We start from the raw sequence: 22,901 nt of genomic DNA, 5'->3' as shown, positions 1-22,901 counted from the left end.
TTTTTTTATTATTACTAAACAAGAGATATTAACCATTTATCTAGGCGAGACCTCAATTGGAGATAAGTAAATTAAATCTTGTGTGGCATTATAACCTCCAACTTTGGCCTTTATATGAACATTTTGTCCTTTTCTGATATTTTCACCATTGAATGGTTTGAAAACAGGGTTAGAAATAAGGTTAATTTCAATAAATTTAAAATTAGGTCCAGTTGCTTCATCAGGATGATAATCTCCAGAATGAATAAGGATATCATACTTTGACTTCACCTTTGCTAAATCAGCAAAATTTCCATCAAATTCAATCGTTTTACCTTTATATTTTTGTACAAAATCTGTTATTATATTTTGCTCCTCTGTTTGTAGTAGCGTTTGAAATTCGGAGTTGTTTTCGATGGTAATTGTTGAAGATTGTGAGGGGCTAGTTGACGAAGTTTCAACAGAGTTTGATGATGAACTAGTTGAACTAGATTGGCTACTTGAACTTGTTGAGGATTCTTTAGAGGTAGATGAAGGTTTAGTAGTTTTTTCAGTAGATTTTTCTGTAACCGAACTAGGATTTGTAGACGAAGACAAAGAAGTAGACGAATTAGATTTGTTATTTTGGCTTACTCCAATTAAGATAAAAAATAAAATTAAAATAACAAAACCTCCAGCACTCAAATACGGAGCCAATTTCTTTAATTTGAGTTCCTTCTCAGTTAAAGGTGTTATTTCTACCTCAGCTTCTTTTTCAAAAAAACCAAAGATTCCAGCTTGGCCTTTTTCAAGAACGTGTATATGAACATCTTCTTTTTTGAGGTTTAAATCTAATAAACCATTTTCGATTGCCTCATCAACAGATTTTCCTTTATAAACTCCCATAAAAATCTCCTTTTTAATATTATTATAATTATCTCTTAAATAGAATAAAATAGCAAGTCTTTTTATATGTTATTCCTTTTTTTAATGCTACTTTATGCTAAATAAATAAGAAAGAGCAGTTGAAAAATTACTGCTTTTTTGTTACACTAGATAGAAAGACTGTAGAAGGATAACTGACGCTATCATCAGTATCCGAGAGAAATTTTACTTTATTTCACAGACTAACTAAAGGAGACATAATGGCAGACCGAGGCTTGCTAATCGTTTTTTCTGGTCCTTCAGGAGTTGGGAAAGGAACGGTTAGAAGAGAGATTTTTGAGAGTTCTGAGAATCAATTTCAATACTCTGTATCGATGACGACGCGTGCGCAACGTCCTGGTGAAGTGGACGGAGTGGACTATTTCTTCCGTACTCGTGAAGAGTTTGAAGAACTGATACGTCAAGGTCAGATGTTGGAATATGCAGAATATGTCGGTAACTACTATGGAACTCCTTTGACCTATGTCAATGAAACTCTGGACAAGGGAATCGATGTCTTTCTTGAGATTGAAGTCCAAGGAGCTCTTCAGGTTAAGAAAAAGGTTCCAGATGCTGTCTTTATCTTTCTAACACCACCAGACTTGGATGAATTGCAAGATCGTTTGGTAGGTCGTGGAACAGATAGCGCTGAAGTGATTGCCCAACGAATCGAAAAAGCCAAGGAAGAAATTGCTCTCATGCGTGAGTATGATTATGCTATTGTCAACGATCAGGTGCCCCTCGCTGCTGAGCGTGTCAAGCGCGTGATCGAAGCAGAACACTTCCGTGTGGACCGTGTCATTGGTCACTACCAGGAAATGTTGCCAAAATCTCCAACTACTCGATAAACTATAGGAAACAGGTACAAGCAAATGATGTTAAAACCCTCTATTGATACCTTGCTAGACAAGGTACCATCAAAATATTCACTCGTAATCTTGGAAGCAAAACGCGCCCACGAACTAGAAGCAGGCGCGCCAGCAACTCAAGAGTTTAAGTCTGAAAAATCAACTCTTCGCGCTTTGGAAGAAATCGAGTCAGGAAATGTAACCATTCACCCAGATCCAGAAGGAAAACGTGAAGCGGTTCGTCTCCGTATCGAAGAAGAAAAACGCCGCAGAGAAGAAGAAGAAAAGAAAATCAAAGAGCAAATCGCTAAAGAAAAAGAAGATGGTGAAAAAATTTAAGGTTGGGGGGACTCAATCTTATTTTTTCTATTGCAAGAATTTGCTGACAAGAAGGAGGTGAGAAGATGGCTATCGCAAAGATTATCGTGGATGTTCCCCTGATGCAGACGGACCAGCCATACAGCTACAAGGTCCCTGAGGAATTTGTAGAGATGCTGGAAGTCGGTATGCGGGTTCATGTACCCTTCGGCAAAGGCAATCGTTTGATCCAAGGAATCGTGTTAGGCTTGGAGTCCCAGTCGGATGAAGAAGCTGCCAATCAGGACTTGAAGGAGATTGCAGAGGTGCTGGATTTTTCCCCGGTTCTCACTCAAGAGCAACTATGGCTGGCTGAGGAGCTACGCAAGTCCGTCTTTTCTTACAAAATCTCCATTCTAAAAGCCATGTTGCCGGGATTTTTAAACTCTAGTTATGATAAGATTCTCTATCCTCTGGAAGGTCTGAGTCAGGCAGACAAAGAGCGTTTGTTTGGTTCAGAAGCTTCGCTAGCCTTTTCTTCTCTAGACTTTGCCAAACAGGCAGAAATGATGCGTTTGACTAGAAAAGGGCTACTCCGTTTAGAATACCAGGCAGTCGATCAAAAGAAGGTCAAGACCCAGTCTTGGTATGAGGTTGATGCTAATCGACTAGAGCAGACTGAGATTTCTACCCGTGCTAAGAAAAAGGCAGAGCTGAGAGACTATTTGCTGTCTCATCCTGAAAGTGCTCCTCTGGCTAGCTTGTTAGAGTCTTATTCGCGGGAGCAAGTCAACTTCTTTGTGGAACAAGGTGCTGTGTCCATAGTCCAAAAGGAAGTGCAACGCTCAGCTGTTTATTTTGAAGGCATTGAAGTCAGCCAACCTTTGGAATTGAATCCTGAACAAAGACAGGCACGTGATGCGGTTGTCAGTGCTATTGGCAGTCAACAGCCTCCTTTCCTCCTCCAAGGAATTACAGGAAGTGGGAAAACTGAGGTTTACTTACAGATCATCCAAGGAGCCTTGGACAAGGGCAAGACGGCCATTTTGCTGGTACCTGAGATTTCTCTGACGCCGCAGATGACAGAGCGTTTCATTGCTCGTTTCGGCGAGAAAGTGGCCATTCTTCACTCAGGCCTGTCCAGTGGTGAAAAGTACGATGAATGGCGCAAGGTTGAGCGCGGCGATGCCCAAGTTGTTATTGGCGCTAGATCAGCCATCTTTGCACCTTTGAAAAGTCTAGGCGTCATAATTATCGATGAAGAGCATGAAGCTAGCTACAAACAAGACAGCAATCCCCGTTATCATGCTAGAGAGGTCGCCATTCTACGGGCCCAGTACAATCAAGCAGCCCTGGTCCTTGGTTCAGCGACACCAAGTCTGGAAAGCCGTGCGCGGGCTGGAAAAGGTGTCTATCAACACTTGCGGCTAACCCAACGGGCCAATCCTTTAGCCACTATTCCTGAGGTTCAAGTGATTGACTTTCGGGACTATATCGGACAAAATGAGACATCAAACTTTACCCCTCCTTTGCTAGAAGCCATCCAAGACCGTCTGGACAAAAAAGAACAGGTAGTCCTCATGCTCAACCGCCGGGGTTATTCTAGCTTTGTCATGTGTCGGGAGTGTGGGACGGTGGATAGTTGTCCCAACTGTGACATTTCTCTAACCCTGCACATGGATACCAAGACCATGAATTGCCATTATTGTGGTTTTTCGAAGGGGATTCCTCATGTCTGTCCAAACTGTCAGAGTCGCAGTATTCGTTACTACGGGACGGGGACTCAGAAAGCCTATGATGAGCTAGCAGAGCTCTTTCCTCAGGCACGCATTCTACGGATGGATGTGGATACGACCCGTAAGAAAGGCAGTCACCAAGCCTTACTGGACCAGTTTGGTCGAGGTGAAGCAGATATCTTGCTGGGAACTCAGATGATTGCCAAGGGCTTGGATTTTCCAAATGTGACCCTAGTCGGAGTGCTCAATGCGGATACGGCCTTGAATCTGCCAGATTTCCGTTCTTCTGAGAGAACCTTCCAGCTCTTAACTCAGGTGGCAGGCCGTGCAGGTCGTGCAGAAAAGGCTGGGCAGGTCTTGATCCAGTCTTACAATCCTGAGCATTATGCCATTCGTTTTGCCAAAGATCAGGACTACGATGGCTTTTACGCTTATGAAATGAGTATCAGGCGCCAACTCGGCTACCCGCCTTATTATTTTACGATTGGGATTACCCTCTCTCACAAGAAAGAAGAAGAGGTTGTCAAACGTGCCTATGAAGTCATGGGGATTTTGCGCTCAGGTTTATCGGAAACTAGTAAAATCCTTGGACCGACACCAAAACCCATTGCCCGTACCCACAACCTTTATCATTACCAGATTTTGATTAAATACCGTTTAGAAGATGAGCTGGGACCGACTCTAAATCAGGTTCTGGCCTTAACTCAAGAAAGGGAAAATAGCGAGCTTCGTCTCAGTATTGATCACGAACCGCAGCAATTTTTATAAGAAGGAGAAGAAATGACAAAACTAATCTTTATGGGGACACCTGAATTTTCAGCGACAGTTTTGAAGGGGTTGTTATCAGATGACCGTTACGAGATTCTAGCTGTTGTGACTCAGCCAGACCGCGCTGTCGGCCGTAAAAAAGTCATCCAAGAAACCCCAGTTAAGCAGGCTGCAAAAGAAGCAGGCCTTCCTATCTACCAGCCTGAAAAATTATCTGGGAGTCCAGAGATGGAAGCCATTATGAAGCTAGGAGCTGATGGGATTATCACTGCTGCTTTTGGGCAGTTTCTCCCAAGCAAACTTCTTGATAGCATGGACTTTGCAGTCAATGTTCACGCTTCCCTTCTTCCAAAACACCGTGGTGGAGCTCCCATTCATTATGCCCTGATTCAAGGGGATGAGGAAGCTGGTGTGACCATTATGGAAATGGTTAAAGAAATGGATGCAGGAGATATGATTTCCCGCCGTAGTATTCCTATTACAGATGAGGACAATGTCGGCACCTTGTTTGAAAAATTAGCGATTGTTGGTCGTGACTTGCTTTTGGACACCCTTCCTGACTATATTGCTGGGGAGATCAAACCTGTGCCTCAGGACCCAAGTCAGGTCACTTTCTCGCCAAATATCAAGCCAGAGGAAGAAAAGTTGGACTGGAATAAGACTAACCGCCAACTCTTTAACCAAATCCGAGGGATGAATCCATGGCCTGTTGCCCATACTTTTCTCAAGGGAGACCGCTTTAAGATCTATGAAGCCCTACCTGTAGAAGGTCAGGGAGATCCAGGCGAGATCCTCTCAATTGGCAAGAAAGAATTGATCGTCGCTACGGCAGAAGGTGCTCTATCTCTCAAGCAAGTGCAGCCAGCTGGGAAACCTAAGATGGACATCGCTTCCTTCCTCAACGGAGTGGGACGGACATTGACTGTAGGAGAGCGATTTGGTGACTAAAGTAGAAACGGCTAGAAGTCTAGCTCTAGCAGTGCTAGAGGATGTTTTGGTTAACCAAGCATACTCCAATATTGCTTTAAACAAATACCTCAAGGGGAGTCAATTCTCTGCCCCAGACAAGGGGTTGGTGACAGAGATTGTCTACGGAACGGTAGCCCGAAAACTGACTCTAGAATGGTACCTGTCCCACTTTATCGAAGACCGGGATAAGCTGGATAACTGGCTCTATATCCTGCTCCTTCTGAGCGCCTACCAACTTCGGTATCTGGATAAGATTCCCAATCACGCAGTGGTCAATGAAGCGGTGGAACTAGCCAAAGCCCGTAAAAAAGGCAGTGAAAAATTGGTCAATGCCGTCCTTCGTCGTATTTTGCGAGAAGGCTGGCCAGACATTGATAGTATCAAACGCAAAAACAAGCGTGATTCCATTGCCTATTCTCTCCCAGTTTGGCTAGTATCTAAGCTCAAAGAAGAATACGGTGAAGAGCGAGCACAAGCCATCTTTGAAAGTCTCTTGGTGCGCAACAAGGCTAGTATCCGGGTGACCGACTTGAGTCGAAAAGAGGAAATCAAAGCTTTGTTAGAGACGACTGATTCCCCTTTGGCAGCCACTGGTCTGGTCAAGGAGCAAGGCCACTTTGCGAGTAATGATTTGTTCGCAGAAGGGGCTATAACTATCCAAGACGAGTCCAGTCAACTGGTTGCTCCGACCCTTGATCTACAAGGTGATGAACAGGTCCTGGATGCCTGTGCCGCTCCTGGCGGAAAAACAGTTCATATGGCCTCTTACCTCACATCGGGTAAGGTGACGGCTTTGGACCTTTATGATCACAAGTTGGACTTGATCCAAGAAAACGCCCAGCGTCTGGGTGTGGCAGATCGGGTTCAAACGCAAAAATTGGATGCCAGAAAAGTACATGAGTTTTTTGGGAAGGACTCGTTTGACAAGATTTTAGTAGATGCTCCTTGTTCTGGGATTGGCCTCTTGCGTCGCAAACCAGATATCAAATACAATAAAGAAACAGCAGATTTCACATCCTTACAGCAAATTCAGCTGGAAATATTAGGTAGTGTTTGTCAAACGCTACGAAAAGGTGGTATAATAACGTATAGTACCTGCACTATCGTCTCAGAGGAAAACTTTCACGTCGTTGAGGCATTTTTAGAAAGTCATCCCGAGTTTGAGCAGGTTAAACTAGAACACGAATGCAAGGATATTTTGAAAGACGGCTGTATCTTAATTACTCCTGAATTGTACGGAAGTGATGGATTCTTTATCAGCCAATTCCGCAAGATATCTGATTAGGAAGGAACTGACACAATGGAAATAGCATTATTAACAGATGTTGGTCAGAAACGAACAAATAACCAAGACTATGTCAATCACTTTGTCAATCGAGCAGGGCGCACCATGATCCTCTTGGCTGATGGGATGGGAGGACACCGTGCAGGAAATATCGCTAGTGAGATGGCGGTAACAGACCTGGGCGTGGCTTGGGTTGATACCCAAATCGACACCGTCAATGAGGTCCGTGAATGGTTTGCCCACTATCTGGAACTTGAAAATCAAAAAATTCATCAGATGGGGAAAGACGAAGCCTATAAGGGGATGGGAACAACACTTGAAGCAGTAGCCATTATTGGAAATCAAGCTATTTATGCCCATATTGGTGATTCTCGTATCGGTTTGATCCGTGGTGAAGATTATCGCCAGCTCACAAGTGATCATTCTTTGGTTAATGCTCTGCTAAAGGCTGGCCAGCTAACTCCAGAGGAGGCAGAAATTCATCCGCAGAAAAATATCATTACCCAATCCATTGGGCAAAAAGATGAAATTCAACCAGATTTTGGCATGGTTAGCCTAGAGTCAGGAGACTACCTCTTGCTCAACAGTGACGGCTTGACCAATATGATCTCAGGAAGCGATATCTACGATATTGTAACAAGTGATATTTCCTTGGCAGACAAGGCGGCAACTTTGATTCGTTTTGCCAACAATGCAGGTGGTTTAGACAATATCACGGTTGCCCTTGTTCACATGAATGAGGAGGAAGTAGAATGATCCAGATCGGCAAGATTTTTGCCGGACGATATCGGATTATCAAACAGATTGGTCGAGGAGGCATGGCGGATGTTTACTTGGCCAAGGATTTGATCCTAGACGGGGAAGAAGTGGCGGTTAAGGTCCTGAGGACTAACTATCAGACAGATCCGATTGCTGTGGCACGTTTTCAACGTGAAGCGAGAGCCATGGCGGATCTGGATCATCCCCATATCGTTCGAATAACAGATATCGGTGAGGAAGACGGTCAGCAGTATCTAGCTATGGAGTATGTGGCAGGGCTTGACCTCAAACGTTATATTAAAGAACACTCTCCTCTCTCAAACGAAGAAGCCGTCCGTATTATGGGACAGATTCTCTTGGCGATGCGTCTGGCGCATACGAGAGGGATTATCCACCGAGATTTGAAACCTCAAAATATCCTATTGACACCAGATGGAACTGCCAAAGTTACAGACTTTGGGATTGCCGTGGCTTTTGCAGAGACCAGTCTGACACAGACTAACTCCATGCTCGGTTCAGTCCACTATCTCTCACCTGAGCAGGCCCGTGGTTCCAAGGCAACTGTGCAGAGTGACATCTATGCTATGGGGATTATTTTCTATGAGATGTTGACTGGACATATCCCTTATGATGGGGATAGTGCAGTGACTATTGCCCTCCAGCATTTCCAAAAACCACTTCCATCTGTTATTGCTGAGAATCCAGCAGTGCCACAAGCTTTGGAAAATGTCGTTATCAAGGCAACGGCCAAGAAATTGACAGATCGCTATCAGTCTGTATCAGAAATGTATGTGGACTTGTCAAGTTGTTTGTCTCACAATCGTAGGAGAGAACCAAAGCTAGTCTTTGATGAGGCAAGCAAGGTTGATACCAAGACCTTGCCTAAAGTTCCGCAAAGCACTCTAACCTCTATTCCGAAGGCTAAGCCACAGTTAGAGCGACCTCAATCAAAACAGCAGACTCAGCAGGTGGTAGATGAAGCACCAGTACCAAAACCAGCGAAAAAACGGAAGTTTAAAGCTCGCTATATGATTTTACTGGCCAGTGCCTTGCTAGTTGCAGCCTCTTTGATTTGGATCTTCTCCCGAACTCCAGCGACTATTGCTATTCCAGATGTATCGGGACAGACAGTTGCTGAAGCTAAAGAAACACTGAAGAAAGCTAATTTTGAAGTAGGTGAAGAAAAGACCGAGGCCAGCGACACAGTAGCCGAAGGTCGCGTCATTCGAACAGATCCAGAAGCTGGAAGCGGTCGAAAAGAAGGAAGTAAAGTAAATCTAATCGTTTCATCAGGTAAGCAATCCTTCCAACTAAGTAACTATGTAGGACGTAAGTCCTCGGATGTTATCGCAGAGCTCAAAGAGAAAAAGGTTCCAGAAAATCTTATCAAGATCGAGGAAGAGGAATCTAGCGAAAGCGATCCAGGAACAGTCATTAGGCAGATCCCAGCTGCAGGAAGCACTTACGATCTCACGAAAGCCAGCACGATTACCTTAACAGTTGCTAAGAAGGTAACCAGCGTTTCGATGCCAAGTTACATTGGTTCAAGTCTCGAATTTACTAAGAACAATTTGACTCAGATTGTTGGTGTAAAAGAGGCTAATATCGAAGTTGTGGAAGTATCAACTGCTCCTGAAGGAACTACTGCAGGAACAGTTGTTAGTCAGGACCCTAAACCTGGAGAAAAGGTAGATCTCAATAAAACACGTGTTAAGATTTCTATTTATAAACCAAAACCACTTCCTTCTTCATCAAGTTCGTCTCAACACGGAAATCCAGGAACAGACACGACGCCTTCACAGAGTAACAATCAAGGTAGCAACCCTACAACGGATTCTTCAGATGGCAGTAGAACGTCAAGCAATGAACGAAATTAACCCAATCTTTGTCATGAAATCATGACAAAGATTTTTTTTCATGAACTTTTGTGATAGAATAAAGGGAGTAGAAAATAGGAGTAGAAAATGGACGAATCAAAAGAGTTAAATGCTGTCATTGATGTGATTATGCTAGCTGGAACCATTCTCTTGAAAAGTGGTTCGGAGATTCATCGGGTTGAGGACACCATGATTCGCATTGCCCATTCACAGGGAATAGTGGATTGCAATGTTCTTGCCATGCCCGCGGCTATTTTCTTTTCGATTGAAAACACCAATATTTCTCGGATGAAACGGGTGACGTCATCCTCCTATAACATCGAAAAAGTCTGTGATGTCAACCAAGTATCACGAGAACTTGTGGGTGGCCAGATTGATCTTTCTACAGCTTTTAAAAAGCTGAAGGAAATCAGAAATCAAGCTCTTCCTTATAGCAAGCTCCAAGTGACTGTAGCAGCAACCCTCAGCGCTCCTTTCTTCTCGATTATGTTTGGCGGCAATGTCTATGATGCTTTTGGAGCAGGCGTTGCGACCTTGTTTGGTTTTGCTTTCTCTCTCTATGTCGAGAAGTTTATCCGAATTCCTTTTGTAACAGCTTTTGCAGGTGCCTTTGTTTTTGGCTTGATTGCCCAGTTTTGGGCTCGCTATACTGGATTTCCTTCGACTGCAGACCTGATCATAGCAGGAGCGGTCATGCCCTTTGTTCCAGGGATTGCTCTGACAAATGCGGTACGGGATATCATGACCAACCATATCAACTCTGGTATGAGCAAGATGTTTGAATCCTTGCTCATTACCCTCGCTTTAGGGGCTGGCACCTCTGTCGCCCTGGTTTTGATGACATAAGATGACTCTAACAAGTATTTTGCTCCAAGCAGTGGCGAGTTTACTCGCCATTATCACCTTTCTAATCGTACTGAATGTTCAACGCTCCATGCTCCTACCTGGTGGTATTTTGGGAATGGGCGTTTGGCTCCTCTATCTCGTGCTCAAAGAACCAACCAATGTTATTATTGCGACCTTTATTGCAGCAGTAATTGGCTCTTGCATCAGCCAGATTTTAAGTATTGTCTATAAGACACCAGCGGTGGTTTTTGTCTTGGCCATTCTTGCCCCCTTGGTGCCTGGTTATTTATCCTATCGAACGACAGCTTTCTTTGTGACAGGCGATTACAGCCATGCTATTGCCAGCGCGACTTTGGTGGTTATGTTAGCCCTTGTTATTTCTATTGGAATGGCAAGTGGAACGGTGATTTTAAAGCTTTATTACTACATCCGAAAACAGCGAGGAATCTCTTCCTAATGCTGTCAAAGCAAAGACTTGATTTGTTGAATCAAGTCTTTTTTCTCTCTTTTGCTCCTATTTGTGATAAAATAGAATGAAACGATTTTTTACAATGAATGAAAAAACAGAGGTAAATATGACAATCGGTATTGATAAGATTGGTTTTTCGACCAGTCAATTCGTCTTGAAATTACAAGACTTAGCAGAAGCAAGGGGAGTTGATCCCGAAAAATTTAGCAAGGGACTCTTGTTAAATGAAATTAGTATTGCGCCACTGACTGAGGACATTGTCACCTTGGCTGCTAGTGCAAGCAACTCTATTATAACAGACAAAGAAAAAGAAGAAATCGATATGGTCATCGTGGCGACCGAGTCAGGGATTGACCAGAGTAAGGCAGCGGCAGTCTTTGTTCATGGCCTATTAGGCATTCAGCCTTTTGCCCGTAGCTTTGAAATCAAAGAAGCTTGCTATGGAGCAACAGCTGCCCTTCATTATGCTAAATTGCATGTGGAAAATTCTCCAGAGTCTAAGGTTTTGGTCATTGCTAGTGATATTGCCAAGTATGGTGTGGGAACTCCTGGTGAGCCTACTCAGGGTGCTGGAAGTGTGGCGATGTTGATCACCCAAAATCCACGCATCATGGCCTTTAACAATGATAACGTTGCCCAAACGCGCGACATCATGGATTTCTGGCGTCCGAACTATTCAAGCACTCCTTATGTAAACGGCATGTACTCGACTCAACAGTATCTTGATTGCTTGACAACGACTTGGAACGAATACAAGAAGCGCTACGATTGGACCATGGGTGACTTTGCGGCCATCTGTTTCCACTTGCCTTATCCGAAGCTGGCCCTAAAAGGCTTGCGCAAGATGATGGACAAGACTCTATCTCAGGAAAAACAGGATAGTTTGCAAGAAAACTTTGACAAATCAATTCTCTACAGTCAGATGATTGGGAATATCTATACAGGTTCCCTCTTCCTCGGCCTCCTCTCCCTTTTGGAAAATGCAGAGAATCTGAAGGCTGGCGATAAAATTGCCCTCTACAGTTACGGAAGTGGAGCTGTTTCAGAGTTCTTTAGTGGTGAATTGGTCGAAGGTTATGAGGCCTATCTCGACAAAGAGCGCTTGAGCAAACTCAAGCAACGTACAGCCCTATCCGTTGCAGACTATGAAAAAGTCTTCTTCGAAGAATTGCAGTTAGATGAATCTGGTTCAGCCCAATTTGCAGGCTATGAACATCAAGACTATGCCTTGGTTGAAATTGTCGACCACCAACGCCGTTATAGCAAGGTTGAAAAATAATGAAGATAAGTTGGAATGGATTTTCTAAAAAATCATACCATGAGCGCCTTGAGTTGTTGCGAGCTCAGGCGCTCCTTAGTCCTGAAAAGCAAAGGAGTCTAGAGCAGGATGAACAAGTCAGCTTGGCAGTTGCAGACCAGCTGAGTGAGAATGTGGTGGGAACTTTTTCTCTGCCTTATTCTATCGTTCCAGAACTTTTGGTGAACGGTCAGGACTACACAGTTCCTTATGTGACAGAAGAGCCCTCAGTGGTTGCTGCGGCTAGTTATGCCAGTAAAATCATCAAGCGAGCAGGTGGCTTTACTGCTCAAGTACATGAGCGCCAGATGATTGGTCAGGTAGCCCTTTATCAAGTTGCTGAACCTGAACAAGCGCAAGAGAAGATTGCCAGCAAGAAAGCGGAGCTCTTGGAACTTGCCAACCAAGCCTATCCTTCTATCGTCAAACGTGGTGGTGGGGCGCGTGATTTGCATGTAGAGCAGATCAAAGGAGAAACAGACTTTCTCGTTGTCTATCTTCATGTCGATACTCAGGAAGCCATGGGAGCCAATATGCTCAACACCATGCTGGAAGCCTTGAAGCCAGTCTTAGAAGAACTCAGTCAGGGACAGAGTCTCATGGGTATCCTGTCCAACTACGCGACCGATTCTCTGGTGACTGCAAGCTGTCGTATCGCCTTTCGCTACTTGAGCCCTCAAAGGGATCAAGGACGAGAAATTGCGGAGAAAATAGCCTTGGCTAGCCAGTTTGCGCAGGCTGATCCTTACCGAGCAGCTACTCACAATAAAGGGATTTTTAATGGTATCGATGCCATTTTAATCGCCACGGGTAATGACTGGCGTGCTATCGAAGCTGGGGCTCATGCCTTTGCCAGTCGAGATGGACGCTATCAAGGTCTCAGTCAATGGACGCTGGACATGGAAAGAGAAGAATTGGTCGGTGAGATGACACTGCCCATGCCGGTAGCTACAAAAGGTGGCTCTATCGGTCTCAATCCTCGTGTAGCCCTCAGTCATGAACTACTAGGAAATCCTTCAGCCAAGGAATTAGCTCAGATTATCGTGTCCATCGGTCTTGCCCAAAACTTTGCGGCCCTCAAAGCCTTGGTCAGTACGGGCATCCAGCAAGGCCACATGAAACTACAGGCCAAATCCTTAGCTCTCCTAGCTGGTGCTAGTGAGTCTGAAGTTGCTCCCCTCGTTGAGCGCCTCATCGCAGATAAAACCTTTAACTTAGAGACAGCCCAGCGCTATCTAGAAAACTTAAGATCATAAAAAACTCAGACGAATTGGTCTGAGTTTTCTTGTGTTTATAGTCAATGAAAATCAAAAAGCAAACTAGGAAGCTAGCCGTAAGCTGTACTTGAGTACGGTAAGGCGACGCTGACGTGGTTTGAAGAGATTTTCGAAGAGTATTAAATACTTTTTCCTGGTAATAATGTAACTGGTAAGAAATAACCAGTTGTCGCGACCTCTTTACCTTCAATCTTCTGTAAGAGGAGATCGACAGTGAGTTGGGCAATCTCTTTCATAGGTTGCTTAATCGTTGTCAAATGAGGATAGTAGTTCTCGATAAAATAAGTCCCATCATAGCCGATGACCCTGAGCTCATCAGGAACAGAGATACCTAGTTCCTGAGCGATTTTGATCACTAGGATAGCTGTCAAATCATCCGAAGCAAAAATCGCATCTGGTTTCTGATGGGTCAAGATATTCTTGATTTCCATTTCTTTTCGGACGGGAGAAAAGTCACTCGAAACATTGATAATAGGCGCTTTCGGGAGAACAGAGGCAAATCCAGCATGGCGCAGTCCAGTTGGTGAGTTAGAGTTGTCATTTCCTGTAATCATGATGATAGACTGAGCTCCTGTCTTAACCAGAGTTTGGGCTGCGAGAACCCCGCCACCGTAGTTATCAGAGGAGACGACAGGGATGTCAGGTGATAGATTTCGGTCAAAGGAAATAATCGGTGCCGTCACACGATTGTAGTCTTCGATTCCCAAGTTGTGACTTCCAGAAATGATACCGTCTACCTGGTTGGCCTCCAGCATTTCAATGTACTCCCGTTCTTTTTCCGAGTCGTGTTCGCTGTTACAGATGATGGTCTTGTAGCCATTTTTGAAGAGCTGGTGTTCCAACTTGTCAATCAACTCCGCATAAAAGACATGACTGATGTTTGGAAAAATAAGTCCAATCAACTTAGCCGATTTCCCTTGAAGACTACGAGCCAGATTGTTGGGTTTATAGCCCAATTCTCGCATGGCCTCATTGACTTTTTGAATGGTTTTCTCAGATAGATACCCCTTTTTATTGATGACCCGTGAGACGGTAGTGGGGCTGACGCCTGCAAGTTTTGCGACATCAGTTAGTTTTGCGACCATAATCTAATTCATAGTAAGTTCCAGTTGGATTTCCAGACTTGATGAGGATACCATTTTGATCCGCATGTGGGAAGACACGGCCAGAAAATACTTTTTCTCCTTTATTGATGAAAATTTCAAAGACTGACTTGTCGATGAAGATAGTGGCAGTAGTAGCTTGGTTATCGATAGGGCAAGAGCGAGTTGTACCAAATTCTTGGGCGTACTGCTCACCAGCCTGACTACGATCCACTGTCACCTGTCCATTGACAAGGTCAAAGTTGATTGAAAGCCCCTTGCCTTCTTTATCGGCTAGTAAGACAATCTCGCTTTGGCTATTGGCCTCCAAGTTGAGCTCCAGTTCATAGGTGTTATTGGTTTGAGTACGATTTGAGAAGGCTTCTTCAGAGGAACGAAGTTCTTTGACGGCTGAGACCGGATATTGGTAGAGTTTCCCATCTTTGATAGTGAGTTCTTTGACCAATGAGAAGGTTCCTTGGTGGTCAAAACGGTCAGATGGGTAGGAAATATCTGGTAACCCAAGCCAACTTACTGCCAATGCACGTCCATCTGGAGCGTTGAAGGCTTGAGTTGCATAGGCTTCAAAACCATAGTCTAGATTTTGCAATGGAGACACGTCTACCATTTTAGCATTTTCAGGATCAAAGGAAGCCCCGATTTTGTACATGTTTGGATAAATATTATCATAGTCTAGAACACTCTTATCCAATCCTTGTGGACAGTAGAGAAGGACAGGTTGCTCCCCTACAAAGACTAGATTTGGACATTCCATCATGTAGGCAGTGCGGTCGTTAGCAAAGTCAAGGTCGTCAACTGCTTGCCAGTTTGTATAATCATTGTCCACAGCCTTGTAGAGATGGACGAAGCCTTTTTTCTCCAAGTCCTGTCCACCGACGATAGCATAATATTGCCCCTTGAAGTTAAAAATTTGCGGATCGCGGAAGTGATCAGTAGAGTCTGCTGGCTGGTCAATCAAGATCTTGTCAATCTTTGTAATCTTGCCATTCTTATCCATCAGGGCACCAACCTGGTAAGGGTGACGGATCCAATTTTCATCACGGACATTTCCAGTATAAAATAGGAACAACTGATCGCCAAACTGCATGGCAGAACCAGAGTAGGCACCGTGGCTATCTAATGGAGTATCTGGCAAAACTTTGACTCCAGTTTCTGTAAAGTGCACCAGATCATCGCTTTCAAGCTGCACCCAAGACTTCAACCCATGGGCTGCACCAAAGGGGAAGTTCTGGTAAAAGAGAATCCATTTGCCATCAAAATAAGAAAAGCCATTTGGATCATTGAGAAGCCCCATTTTAGGCTCGACATGGTAACGAGTATGCCAAGGAGATCGTGCCATCTTTTCCTTGATTTGCTTGATTTCATCATTAGACCAGTCTTCATAGCGTCTATAGCGGAGCTCGGTTGTCCATTCCATTTTATCTTTCCTCCATAAGTTCTATTCTATTATTAATAGTAAACGTTTTCGGTAAAAAAAGCAAGTCTTTTATGTTAAAAAAGAGAAAAATATGTCAAACGATTGCCAGAAATCAAGTAAAGGAAATCTGGCAAATTTTCACGAAAAAATGAAAGAAAATGTAAATAAAAAGCTTTGAATCCTCTAATATAAAGATATTTTTTTGAGGAAAAAGAAAATATCCTCAAAAACGCGCAGAAATAATCAGAGAAAAAAGAAAGGGAATAAAATTTTCTGCAAAACGCTTGACATATTTTAGAAACATGATAAAATAATAGTCGTAGGGCGAATAAAATCGCTTTCAAACAAGAACAAAATTTTATAAGGAGATTTTTGCAAATGAACAATCAGGATATTGCAAAAAAGGTCATCGAAGCCCTTGGCGGACGTGAAAATGTCAACAGTGTTGCCCACTGTGCGACCCGTCTACGTGTCATGGTCAAAGATGAAGGGAAAATCAATAAGGAAGTGATTGAGAACTTGGATAAAGTTCAAGGAGCTTTCTTTAACTCAGGTCAATACCAAATTATCTTTGGTACTGGTACAGTAAACAAGATGTACGACGAAGTCGTTGCGCTTGGTTTGCCAACATCTTCTAAAGAAGACATGAAAGCAGAAGCTGCTAAACAAGGAAATTGGTTCCAACGTGCTATCCGTACTTTCGGTGACGTTTTCGTGCCAATCATCCCAGTTATCGTAGCAACTGGTCTCTTCATGGGTGTTCGTGGTCTCTTGAATGCTCTTGGAATGACACTTCCAGAAGATGTTACCATTTACAGCCAAATCCTCACAGATACAGCCTTCATCATCTTGCCAGGTTTGGTTGTATGGTCAACCTTCCGCGTATTTGGTGGAAATCCAGCTGTTGGTATCGTCCTTGGTATGATGCTGGTTTCTGGTTCACTTCCAAACGCTTGGGCAGTAGCATCAGGTGGTGAAGTAACAGCTATGAACTTCTTTGGCTTCATTCCTGTTGTTGGTTTGCAAGGTTCCGTTCTTCCAGCCTTCATTATCGGGGTGGTCGGAGCCAAGTTTGAAAAAGCTCTCCGCAAAGTGGTTCCAGATGTATTGGATCTCTTGGTGACACCGTTCGTGACACTTTTGGTTATGTCTATTCTTGGACTCTTTGTCATCGGACCAGTCTTCCACGTTGTTGAAAACTACATCCTCTTCGGAACAAAAGCAATTCTTGGCTTGCCATTTGGTCTTGGTGGTTTGGTCATCGGTGGGGTTCACCAATTGATCGTCGTATCAGGTGTACACCACATCTTCAATTTGCTTGAAGTGCAATTGCTTGCTGCTGACCATGTGAACCCATTCAACGCTATCATCACAGCAGCGATGACAGCTCAAGGGGCTGCAACTGTTGCGGTTGGTGTTAAAACGAAGAATCCTAAACTGAAAACACTTGCTTTCCCAGCTGCTCTTTCTGCCTTCCTCGGTATTACAGAGCCTGCTATCTTCGGGGTAAACTTGCGCTTCCGTAAACCATTCTTCCTTTCATTGATCGCTGGTGCTATCGGTGGTGGATTGGCTTCTATCCTTGGACTTGCTGGTACTGGTAATGGTATCACCATCATCCCTGGTACAATGTTGTACGTTGGTAATGGTCAATTGCTTCAATACCTTCTTATGGTAGCTGTATCATTCGTTCTTGGTTTCGCCCTTACTTACATGTTTGGTTACGAGGACGAAGAAGAGGTTGCTACTGAAGTTGCGACAGAACGTTTGGTCCAAGAAGAAACAACTGGAGACCTTCCAGTAGCTCCTCAAAATGAAACAATCCAAACTCCAATCGTTGGGGACGTAGTTGCTCTTGAAAATGTTAATGATCCTGTCTTTTCAAGTGGTGCAATGGGACAAGGAATCGCAGTGAAACCAAGCCAAGGCGTGGTTTACGCACCAGCTGATGCAGAAGTATCAATCGCCTTTGCTACAGGACATGCTTATGGTTTGAAGACAGCAAATGGAGCTGAGATCTTGATCCACGTTGGTATCGATACGGTGACTATGAACGGTGAAGGCTTTGAACAAAAAGTTGCTCAAGGCGACAAGGTCAAAGCTGGTGACGTTCTCGGAACCTTTGACTCAAATAAAATCGCTGCAGCAGGTCTTGACGACACAACAATGGTCATCGTAACCAACACAGCAGACTACGCTTCTGTGACACCAGTCGCAAGCGGTTCAGTTGTCAAGGGTGACGCTATCATCGAAGTGAAAGCCTAGTCCTTTTCGAAAATCAAATCTAAAAACAAAACGAACAAATATTATGTTTGTTCGTTTTTACTTGGATGGTAAGATTTACAGAGGAAAATCTAAAATATTGAGAAATCTAGCTCTTTAAAATGTGCTATAATAGAGAAAACAAAGATAAGAGGTTTATCATGACAAAATTATATGGAAGCTTAGAAGCGGGCGGTACAAAGTTTGTCTGTGCTGTCGGAGATGAAAATTTTAACATTGTAGAAAAAACACAATTTCCTACAACAACTCCTATCGAAACGATCGATAAAACCATCGAGTTCTTTTCAAAATTCGATAATCTTGCAGGCCTTGCCATTGGTTCCTTCGGTCCTATCGATATCGATAAAAACTCAAAAACCTATGGCTTTATCACAACGACTCCAAAACCTCACTGGGCAAATGTAGACCTACTTGGTGCCCTTCGTCGAGCCCTAAATGTACCCATGTATTTCACCACAGACGTAAATAGCTCTGCCTATGGTGAAGTGGTTGCTCGTAACAATGCTGGCGGTCGTATCGAAAACTTGGTTTACTACACGATCGGTACAGGGATTGGTGCAGGTGTTATCCAACGTGGTGAGTTTATCGGTGGTGTCGGTCACCCTGAGATGGGTCACTACTATGTGGCTAAACACCCAATGGATGTAGAAAAAGAATTTAACGGTGTTTGCCCTTTCCACAAGGGCTGTTTGGAAGGCTTTGCGGCCGGTCCAAGTCTCGAAGCCCGTACAGGTATTCGTGGTGAAAACATTGAACTCAACAGTTCTGTCTGGGACGTTCAAGCCTACTATATCGCTCAAGCTGCGGTCAATGCTACTGTAACTTTCCGTCCAGACGTGATCGTCTTTGGTGGTGGAGTCATGGCCCAACAACACATGCTGGATCGTGTGCGTGAGAAATTCACAGCTCTCCTCAACGGCTACCTACCAGTACCAGACGTACGTGACTACATCGTGACACCTGCAGTTGCTGGAAATGGTTCTGCCACACTTGGAAACTTTGTCCTCGCTAAGAGTGTCGCAAAATAAAACAAAGAAAACATCCGCTTGGGCAACCAAACGGATGTTTTCTTTGAAGACAATTTTTTTGAGCCTTTCCTTAAGTGATTACGGACGGTAGCGACTTTCTTCGAAATTCCATACCGAAACTTTGAGCCTGATGTCTCAAAGTTTCCGAACGCCTGAAATCTAATGGTTTCAGGTGTTTTTATCACGGCGGAAAGGCTAGGTAAGTCCTCTATTCACTATCGAAAAATAGGCATGATTTCCATACCAAAGTATATTTAGTATCAAGCTAGAGTCTATCTATGCTCAAAACATCTGCCAGAAGAAATCAATAATATAGGTCAAACCATAAGTATAAACCACTAGGGTAAAGGGCTTGGTCAACACGATGATAATCATATAGCGTTTGAAGGTCATCTTGGTAAGGGCAGCCAGCATACAGAGAAAGTCAGCTGGGCTAACTGGCCAGATCATCATAAAGATAAAGAAACGCTCGAAACGATTGCCCTTATCTAGCCAACCGATGTACTTGTCATAGGTGCGCTTGCTGACGACGGACTGGACAAAGGCAGCTCCGTAGAGGCGCACGAGGTAAAAGATAATGGCACAGCCAATCACGATGCCGATATAGTTATAGATAGTTCCGATGATGTGGCCGTAAATAAAGACCCCAGCCACTGAGGTCAAAGCTCCCGGAATGATCGGAACGACGGTTTGTAGGATCTGTAAAAAGATAAAGAGTGGCGGCCCCCAAACCCCAGCTTGCTGGATAAAGGCCGATAGGGTTTCCTTGGACTGTAAAACACCCGCCTGATAGGCCCAAATACAGAAAATCAAGGTGCCGACTCCCCCGACGATAGACGAAATATTGATGACTTGCTGTAGAAGGGGAGAAACAGCTTTCATTTGCTTATGCTGTGACATAGAAACTCCTTATAGATAGTATGGTTCTACTATACCATATTTTTCTTATAAAGACTAATTTGATTCCTTATCTTGCTTTTTATATAAGTGTGGTACAATTAAAGGAGTAAGTCAAGAGATATAATGGTGAAAGAAATGTTAGATTTAAAATTTAAAGGAAGATGGAGAAAGTACCAAAAGGAAGTCTTAGATCGTTTTCAGAACTATCAAACAGATGACCATGTTCACCTAGTGGCGGCACCAGGGTCTGGAAAGACCACCATTGGTATCGAGCTGATCGCTCGTTTTGGCAACCCAGCCCTTGTCTTGGTTCCAACTGTCACCATTCGTGAACAATGGGTGGACAGGATCCAAACAGCCTTTTTAGAGAACGAACAGAAGATTTCAGATCTCGTTTCCCAAAACTTAAAGGAGATGAAGGCATTAACGATTGTGACCTATCAGGCTTTTCATAGCGCTATGAACCAATTGCAATCACAAGAAGATGGAGAAGCAGAGGATTTTGTGGGGTTTGATTTGCTTGCAAGTCTAAGAGCTCAGAAAGTTGCTACTCTTTGCTTGGACGAATGCCACCACCTGCGCAATGAATGGTGGAAAAGTCTGGAAACCTTTCGCAAGCAGTATGGACAGTTGCAAGTTATCTCCCTGACAGCGACACCACCTTATGACAGCGAACCTGAACTCTGGGAACGCTATATCCGAATGTGTGGGGAAATTGACCAAGAAATCACGGTACCTGAACTAGTCAAGGAAGACACCCTCTGTCCTCATCAGGATTTTGTTTATATCTGTTCACCAACAGCTGAAGAGTCGGAACACCTCAGGCAGTTTGAAGATAGAAAGTGGGAGTATATCCACCAGCTTTTGGTCAATCCTGACTTTCAAGCTCTAGTGTCAGGTTCAAAGGTACTCAAAGGAGACATTTCATCTGATTTGCTCTTAGAAGATCCCAAGTACTTGTCTGCTATGTTGATTTATATGCATTCTCAAGGCTTGATCATTCCTGACTCTTTAGAGAATCTTTTGGGGGCGAAACGTCTGCCTCAGGTGAACTCCTACTGGCTCGAGCTGTTGTTGCAGAGCGTTCTCTATCAAACTCCAGATTGGTACGAGGATTCAAATGGATTTAGGGAAAAGTTAGAATCGGAGTTAAAAGCACGGGGGTTGATCGAACAGCGACAGGTTTCTCTAGTCAAGTCCAAGTTTAGGGACAAGATTTTAAATCAGTCTTTGGGGAAATTGTCTGGTATTGCAGATATTTTTCTGACTGAGTATAAAAGTATGGGACAAGATTTGCGACAACTCGTCTTGGCGGATTATATTCGCAAGGATTTTGCCACCTATCTGGGAGATAATCAGGCAACCATTTCTCAGTTGGGGGTTCTCCCTTATTTTGAAAGCATTCGTCGGAAAGCTCAGGAGCATGAGATACCGGTATCTTTGGCTGTCTTGTCAGGGAGTGTCGTTATTCTTCCCACCAATGTGGCAACAGAGTTGAAGGAACTCTTGCCTCAGGTTCATCTTAGTTTTTCGTCTATTGGTCAGTTAGACCAAGAGGACTATGTGCAGGTGGGATTCCCTAGTACGGCTAAGGGTATTGTAGCGGCGGTGACGGAACTTTTCCAACGCGGTCGGATCCAAGTCCTAGTTGGAACCAAATCTCTCCTCGGAGAGGGTTGGGATGCCCCTTGTGTCAATTCTTTAATCCTCGGAAGCTTTGTGGGGAGCTTTATGCTGAGTAACCAGATGCGGGGGCGTGCCATTCGTATCTGGCCGGGACATCCAGAAAAGACCAGTAACATCTGGCATCTGGTAGCCGTTCAAGCGCAAGCGCTCATCACTCTTCCTGGTGAGGAGCCAAGACCAGAGAGCAATCAGGATCTGCAAACCTTGTCGCGACGGATGGAGCATTTTCTTGGGCTGGCCTATAATCAGGAGAGTATTGAGACCGGTTTGGATCGTTTGGATTTTCCAAAGCCCCCTTTTAAGAAAAAGCAAATTAGTGAGTATAATGAGCGAGTTAAGAGTCTCTCCAAGGATCGAGCAGGCTTGAGACAAAAATGGCAGGATGCTCTTGTCGTAGCGGATCAGTTCGAGATAGTTACAGAAGTCGCAACTCAAAAACAGAAGATCCCAGTAATGCTCTTGCTTGATGCCTTAAAATGGGTTCGCATGTCATTGCTCTTGTTGGCAGTGGATTTGTTGGTCTTGCTATTTAGACTGAGATTGATCGGTGTTTGGTGGCTTACGACAGCATGTCTCCTCTTTTTGGTCTTTGCATCTTGGCGCTTCCTCCGCTATAAGAGTCCCTATAAACGCTTGCAGTCTCTGGGTGAGCAGATCCGAAAGGCTCTGCTAGATTCGGGGCATCTAACGGATGATCAATCCCGTGTTCAGGTAGAGGAGAATAAGGAAAATTACATGGTCTTTGCCTATCTCAAGGGAGGAAGCATGAGGGACAAGGAGTTGTTTGCTCAGACTGTGGGAGAGTTCTTTGCTCCAGTGGACAACCAGCGCTATCTCTTGAAGGCAGAGAAAGTCCGGCAAGGTCAGTCACCTTACTATGTCGTGCCAAGTCTTTTTGACAAGCGCAAGGAAGAAGCACAGAAATTCCTAAACTTTCTGATGCCTACTATCGGACGCTATCACCTCGTCTACACACGAACAGAGGCCGGACGGAAAATCCTTCTAGAAGCTCGTATCCAAGCTCTCTCTAACAAAAACGACCGTATCTTGACTAAGAAGAAGGTTAAAAGCCGGTTGGAGTAGGGGAGTATGGGAAAATCCATCTGAAACATGATATAATAATAGAGAAAATAAATTTTTAATAGTTGAAACAGTTGAATAGAATGAAGCGTTT

At 44.0% G+C, this 22,901-nt stretch carries 18 protein-coding genes; 14 read left to right on the top strand and 4 right to left on the bottom strand.

What is annotated here, in order from left to right:
* Nucleotides 1-36 precede the first annotated feature (36 nt).
* Nucleotides 37-864 (bottom strand): DUF4839 domain-containing protein, encoded by an 828-nt coding sequence (locus tag MK403_RS01965; protein ID WP_268708795.1) that lies wholly within the window; start codon nucleotides 862-864, stop codon nucleotides 37-39.
* Between the two features lie 239 nt (nucleotides 865-1,103).
* Between MK403_RS01965 and gmk the strand changes: the two genes are divergently transcribed.
* The 11 genes from gmk to MK403_RS01910 all read left to right on the top strand — a co-directional run bounded on the left by gmk (nucleotide 1,104) and on the right by MK403_RS01910 (nucleotide 13,289).
* Nucleotides 1,104-1,730: a guanylate kinase gene (gmk, locus tag MK403_RS01960; protein WP_000775041.1), complete on the top strand. Its 627-nt coding sequence runs from the start codon at nucleotides 1,104-1,106 to the stop codon at nucleotides 1,728-1,730.
* A 24-nt stretch (nucleotides 1,731-1,754) separates the two neighbouring features.
* Entirely contained in the window at nucleotides 1,755-2,069 is a 315-nt protein-coding gene (rpoZ, locus tag MK403_RS01955) for a DNA-directed RNA polymerase subunit omega (protein WP_002875802.1), read from the top strand.
* Nucleotides 2,070-2,134: 65 nt separating this feature from the next.
* Nucleotides 2,135-4,531, top strand: coding sequence for a primosomal protein N' (locus tag MK403_RS01950; RefSeq protein WP_268708794.1), 2,397 nt, complete (start codon nucleotides 2,135-2,137; stop codon nucleotides 4,529-4,531).
* 12 nt (nucleotides 4,532-4,543) lie between these two features.
* Nucleotides 4,544-5,479, top strand: a complete 936-nt coding sequence (gene fmt / locus MK403_RS01945) for a methionyl-tRNA formyltransferase (RefSeq protein ID WP_268708793.1) — start codon at nucleotides 4,544-4,546, stop codon at nucleotides 5,477-5,479.
* Nucleotides 5,472-6,785 (top strand): 16S rRNA (cytosine(967)-C(5))-methyltransferase RsmB, encoded by a 1,314-nt coding sequence (rsmB, locus tag MK403_RS01940; protein WP_268708792.1) that lies wholly within the window; start codon nucleotides 5,472-5,474, stop codon nucleotides 6,783-6,785. The genes fmt and rsmB overlap by 8 nt, the downstream gene beginning before the upstream one ends.
* Nucleotides 6,786-6,800: 15 nt before the next feature.
* On the top strand, nucleotides 6,801-7,541 hold the full coding sequence (locus MK403_RS01935) for a Stp1/IreP family PP2C-type Ser/Thr phosphatase (RefSeq protein ID WP_084946411.1): 741 nt from the start codon (nucleotides 6,801-6,803) through the stop codon (nucleotides 7,539-7,541).
* Nucleotides 7,538-9,421: a Stk1 family PASTA domain-containing Ser/Thr kinase gene (gene pknB, locus MK403_RS01930; protein ID WP_268708791.1), complete on the top strand. Its 1,884-nt coding sequence runs from the start codon at nucleotides 7,538-7,540 to the stop codon at nucleotides 9,419-9,421. Before MK403_RS01935 ends, pknB begins: the two co-directional genes overlap by 4 nt.
* An 87-nt stretch (nucleotides 9,422-9,508) precedes the next feature.
* The gene (locus MK403_RS01925; protein WP_000344526.1) at nucleotides 9,509-10,267 is read left to right on the top strand and encodes a threonine/serine exporter family protein; all 759 of its coding nucleotides are present in this window, start codon (nucleotides 9,509-9,511) and stop codon (nucleotides 10,265-10,267) included.
* A 1-nt stretch (nucleotide 10,268) separates the two neighbouring features.
* A complete protein-coding gene (locus MK403_RS01920; RefSeq protein WP_000176902.1) occupies nucleotides 10,269-10,724 on the top strand; it encodes a threonine/serine exporter family protein in 456 nt (151 codons plus the stop codon).
* A gap of 118 nt (nucleotides 10,725-10,842) precedes the next feature.
* On the top strand, nucleotides 10,843-12,015 hold the full coding sequence (locus MK403_RS01915; protein ID WP_268708843.1) for a hydroxymethylglutaryl-CoA synthase: 1,173 nt from the start codon (nucleotides 10,843-10,845) through the stop codon (nucleotides 12,013-12,015).
* Entirely contained in the window at nucleotides 12,015-13,289 is a 1,275-nt protein-coding gene (locus tag MK403_RS01910) for a hydroxymethylglutaryl-CoA reductase, degradative (RefSeq protein ID WP_268708790.1), read from the top strand. Before MK403_RS01915 ends, MK403_RS01910 begins: the two co-directional genes overlap by 1 nt.
* 140 nt (nucleotides 13,290-13,429) lie before the next feature.
* Here the strand turns inward: MK403_RS01910 and MK403_RS01905 are convergent, their stop codons facing one another.
* Both MK403_RS01905 and MK403_RS01900 read right to left on the bottom strand, forming a co-directional pair.
* Nucleotides 13,430-14,395 carry a LacI family DNA-binding transcriptional regulator gene (locus tag MK403_RS01905; RefSeq protein WP_125394755.1) on the bottom strand — a complete coding sequence of 322 codons (966 nt, stop codon included), beginning with the start codon at nucleotides 14,393-14,395 and terminating at the stop codon, nucleotides 13,430-13,432.
* Nucleotides 14,376-15,830 carry a sucrose-6-phosphate hydrolase gene (locus tag MK403_RS01900; RefSeq protein ID WP_000455279.1) on the bottom strand — a complete coding sequence of 485 codons (1,455 nt, stop codon included), beginning with the start codon at nucleotides 15,828-15,830 and terminating at the stop codon, nucleotides 14,376-14,378. Before MK403_RS01900 ends, MK403_RS01905 begins: the two co-directional genes overlap by 20 nt.
* 378 nt (nucleotides 15,831-16,208) lie before the next feature.
* Between MK403_RS01900 and MK403_RS01895 the strand changes: the two genes are divergently transcribed.
* Complete coding sequence (locus MK403_RS01895) at nucleotides 16,209-18,095, top strand: sucrose-specific PTS transporter subunit IIBC (protein ID WP_268708789.1); 1,887 nt, start codon at nucleotides 16,209-16,211, stop codon at nucleotides 18,093-18,095.
* Between the two features lie 158 nt (nucleotides 18,096-18,253).
* The gene (scrK, locus tag MK403_RS01890; RefSeq protein ID WP_000164279.1) at nucleotides 18,254-19,141 is read left to right on the top strand and encodes a fructokinase ScrK; all 888 of its coding nucleotides are present in this window, start codon (nucleotides 18,254-18,256) and stop codon (nucleotides 19,139-19,141) included.
* A 282-nt stretch (nucleotides 19,142-19,423) separates the two neighbouring features.
* Here scrK and MK403_RS01885 read toward each other — a convergent pair whose 3' ends face one another.
* A complete protein-coding gene (locus tag MK403_RS01885) occupies nucleotides 19,424-20,041 on the bottom strand; it encodes a TVP38/TMEM64 family protein (RefSeq protein ID WP_065371614.1) in 618 nt (205 codons plus the stop codon).
* A 135-nt stretch (nucleotides 20,042-20,176) separates the two neighbouring features.
* Between MK403_RS01885 and MK403_RS01880 the strand changes: the two genes are divergently transcribed.
* Nucleotides 20,177-22,810, top strand: coding sequence for a DEAD/DEAH box helicase family protein (locus MK403_RS01880; RefSeq protein WP_268708788.1), 2,634 nt, complete (start codon nucleotides 20,177-20,179; stop codon nucleotides 22,808-22,810).
* Nucleotides 22,811-22,901: the final 91 nt, after the last annotated feature.

Source organism: Streptococcus oralis (assembly GCF_026782285.1).
GTDB classification, from domain to species: domain Bacteria; phylum Bacillota; class Bacilli; order Lactobacillales; family Streptococcaceae; genus Streptococcus; species Streptococcus oralis_CG.
This window is presented reverse-complemented; position numbering and strand designations above follow the sequence as displayed.